This is a genomic window from Corallococcus exercitus, assembly GCF_003611585.1.
GTDB classification, from domain to species: Bacteria; Myxococcota; Myxococcia; order Myxococcales; family Myxococcaceae; genus Corallococcus; species Corallococcus exercitus.
Genome location: NZ_RAVW01000643.1, coordinates 1 through 3,591 on the forward strand (window position 1 = coordinate 1; position 3,591 = coordinate 3,591).

General features: G+C 72.2%; 2 protein-coding genes. Both read left to right on the forward strand.

Annotated features, from left to right (window positions below; all coding sequences use genetic code 11):
• The first annotated feature begins 17 nt into the window (after positions 1-17).
• A complete protein-coding gene (locus D7W79_RS40175) occupies positions 18-1,049 on the forward strand; it encodes an SMP-30/gluconolactonase/LRE family protein (protein ID WP_147442307.1) in 1,032 nt (343 codons plus the stop codon).
• A gap of 84 nt (positions 1,050-1,133) precedes the next feature.
• Positions 1,134-3,591: glycoside hydrolase family protein (locus D7W79_RS40180; protein ID WP_120530492.1), on the forward strand; the 2,458-nt coding region annotated here is incomplete at its 3' end.

Here is a 3,591-nt window from a genome sequence, read left to right on the forward strand (position 1 = left end):
CCCCTCCAGGAGCCCGAATGCCCCGCGTCACTCGGATGCTGTCCCTCATGCTGTCCACCTGCCTCACCGGCGCGTCGCTCACGGCATCCGCCCCCGCGTTCGCGCAAGCGGCCCCGGAAGCGCGGTGGCCCCGCCCACAGGACGACGCCCCGGGGTGTCGCATGTTGCCGCGCGGCTCCGTCCACTCGTGGCTGGTGACCGAGTCCGTCTACCAGAACGAGGAGCTGGCCTTCGACGGCAAGGGCCTGCTCATCGCCAAGAAGGGAGAGGCGCTGGTGGCCGTCCCCGCGTTCGGCCCCACGCGAGTCATCTCCCGGGATGCGCGGCTGGCCACGCTCTCGCTGGGGCTGCGGGTCCTCCCCTCGGGTGACGTGCTCGTCGCGCAGCCGGCGGTGGCGGAGGGGCTGACGGCGAAGCTGCTGCGGGTGCGCCCGGATGGCACCGTGTCCGAGTTCTTCACCGCGGCCTCCATGCCGCCGGGCCTGCCTCCGTTCATCATCCCGAACGGGCTCGACGTGGACGCGGGGGGCAACGCCTGGGTGAGCGACGTGGCGACGTCGCAGTTGTTGCGCATCTCCGCCAACGGAACGCCCTCGTCCATCGCCGTCGGCGCGGAGGCCCAGGGCGTGAGTGGGCTGGTGTTCGACGACGCCCGCTCCACCCTCTTCTACACGGGCGCCCCCAATGGCACCGTGCGCCGCGTGCGCGTGGATGCCTCGGGACGCCCCGTGGGCCCTCCCGAGGTGGTGACCGTGCTCCAGGGCACCCGGCTGGACGGCCTCACGCAGGACCGATGCGGCAACCTGTACGTCGTGGACAGCGACCCCGCGCGGAAGCGCTTCCGGCTGCTGCGGGTGGACCTGGACGCGGGAGGCGCGGCCGTGGGCGGGCCCACGGTGCTCGCCACCTTCGACGACCAGGTGTCGGGCGTGCAGTTCGGCGCGGGCCCCGGCTACGACGCGAGCAGCGTCTACGTCAGCGGCATCTGGGGGAAGGTGTTCCAGGTGCCCGTCGGCGCGAAGGGGGCGCCTCGCTTCAGCGCGCCTTGAGCCCCGAAGCCGGGGCGTGATGGGCCGCCCTGGCGCGCGGGGATGCGAATCGGGAATGATGCCGGCCTTTTCTCGGAGGGGGCGATGTCGATGCGCGTCGTGCTGGCGGTGTTGCTGTGGGCCTCGGTGGCCGGGGCGGTTGAGCTGTCCAACGAGTTCTCACTGGAGTCGCCCCGGTACGGACGGCTCCTGGCCAGCGTCGGCTCGGCGCGCGCCGCGTCCGGTGGTGGCGTCACCCTGCTGGTCTGGAGCGACGACCGGCGCGGGGACAACAACGCCGCCTATGGCACCGGCCCGGAGATCTTCGCCACGCGCATCGACGCGGAAGGCAAGGTGCTGGACCCGGCCGGCATCCCCCTGTGCACCGCGTCCCATGGCCAGGAAGCCCCCTCGGTGACGTGGGATGGCCAGCAGTTCCTCGTCGTGTGGCAGGACTTCCGCGACAACAACCACTACGCCATCTACGGCGCGCGGGTGAGCCCTGACGGCACCGTCACCACCCCGCCGGATGGCTTCCGCATCTCCGCCCCCATCCCCGTCGTCGACGGCGAATGGGAGGAGGCCCCGCGGGTGGCCAGCTCCGGTGGGGTGAGCCTGGTCGTGTGGCAGCGCAACACCCGCACCGCCTATGACCACGACATCCTCGGGGCCCGCGTCCGCGACGACGGCACCGTGCTGGACCCCACCCCGCGGGTGCTCGTCTCGGCGGCCGGCAACCAGGAGAGTCCCTCCGTCGCGGCGGGAACCGACGGCTTCCTCGTGGCCTGGTCGGATGGCCGCCACCAGGTGGGTGAGAGCCTTCAGTGGGACATCTACGCCACGCGGGTGGCCCCCTCCGGCGAGGTGCTGGACCCCGCGGGCATCCCGGTGAGCGTCCTCGCCAGCAGCGCCCAGACGTTTCCCCGGCTCGTCTTCGACGGGACGAACTACCTGGCGGTGTGGGGCGACAGCCGGAACTCCTCCTACGGCGACCTCTACGGGGGGCGGGTGAGCCCCGACGGCAAGCCGCTGGACGGCACCGGGGTGCGCATCACGCCCGCCAGCAACGACTACAAAGAGGGCCGCGCCCTGGCCTTCGACGGAACGCAGACCTGGGTCGTCTGGCTCGCCGCCACCAACAGCTTCGACGAGGGCATCTACGGGGTGCGCCTCGGCACGGACGGCGTGGTGAAGGACACCCAGCGGGTGCCCCTCTTCACCCACGCGGGACAGAAGGGGTTGCAGGACCTGGTGTTTGACGGCACGCGGCTGCGAGCGGTGTGGACCGAGTACGTCGGCTCCTTCGGCGCCAGGTCCGGTCGCTTCGAGACGGACGGCCGGCTGGTGGACGGAGCGGGCAGCTTCCTCGCCCGGGGCGCCAATCTCCAGGACGAGCCGAGCGTGGCGTCCTCCGGTGGTACCGCGCTCATGGCGTGGCGGGATCGGCTGGGCGAGCAGACCGGCTCCTCCACCCGCGTGCGGGCCCAGCGGCTGGACGCCGAAGGTCAGCCCACGGGCAACGTGCTCGAGCTGCCCTCCACGACCCCCGTGGGCAGGACGGCGGTGGGCGCGGGCGACAGCATGTACCTGGTGGCCTGGGGCGAGGACGTCGCCGGGTACGACATCCGGGCCCAGCGGGTGCGGGCGGACGGGACGCTCATCGACGCGAAGCCCCTCAAGCTCGCCACGGGCACCCTCTCCGGTCCCTCCTCCATCGCCAGCTCCGGGAACGACTTCTTCGTCGTCTGGGAGGAGCCTGGCTCGCGCATCACCGGGGCGATGGTTCGCGCGGACGGCTCGGTGTCGAGCCCCATCCGCCTTCCCAGGCCCGCCTCCTCCCTCCAGAAGCAGCTCCAGCCGAAGGTGGCCTTCAATGGCACCCACTTCCTGGTCGTGTGGTCCAACTACGACGGTGGCAACTACGACATCCATGCCGCCCGGGTGAGCCCTACCGGGCAGCTGGTGGACGTGACACCCCAGGTCATCTGCGCCGCCAACGCCGCCCAGTACGAGCCGAACGTGGCCGCCCATGGCGACTTCCTCGTCACCTGGTCGGACTACCGCACCAGTGGGGCGGTGGGGGAGATCCGCGCCACGCGCGTGGCGAACGACGGCACGGTGGAGGATCCGGAGGGGAAGGTCGTCGTCACGGGCGTGGCGCTGCGTCGCAACTCACAGCCGATGTTCGACGGCTCGGGCTTCACCGTCCTCTGGGAGGAAGGGTTGGAGGCCTTCATGGGCGTCAAGCTGGCGCGCGTGTCGCTGGACGGGACGGCGGTGGCGGCGGAGCCCGTGGACGTGTGGCGCTACCAGGACGACGCGCGCACGGCGGGCATGGCCCTGCTCGCGCCCCACAAGGGGGTCGTCATCTACCAGCGCTTCGACTCGGGACCAGGCCTGCAGGTGGACCGCGTCCACGGGCGGGTGCTGACCCTCACGGAGGACGGCCCGCCGGATGCCGGCAGCGGCGACGCTGGCACGGACGGCGGCGTGGACGCAGGCACCGGCGAGGGCGGCGACGCGGGCACCGACGGTGGCGGCGGCACGGACGCCGGGACTGACG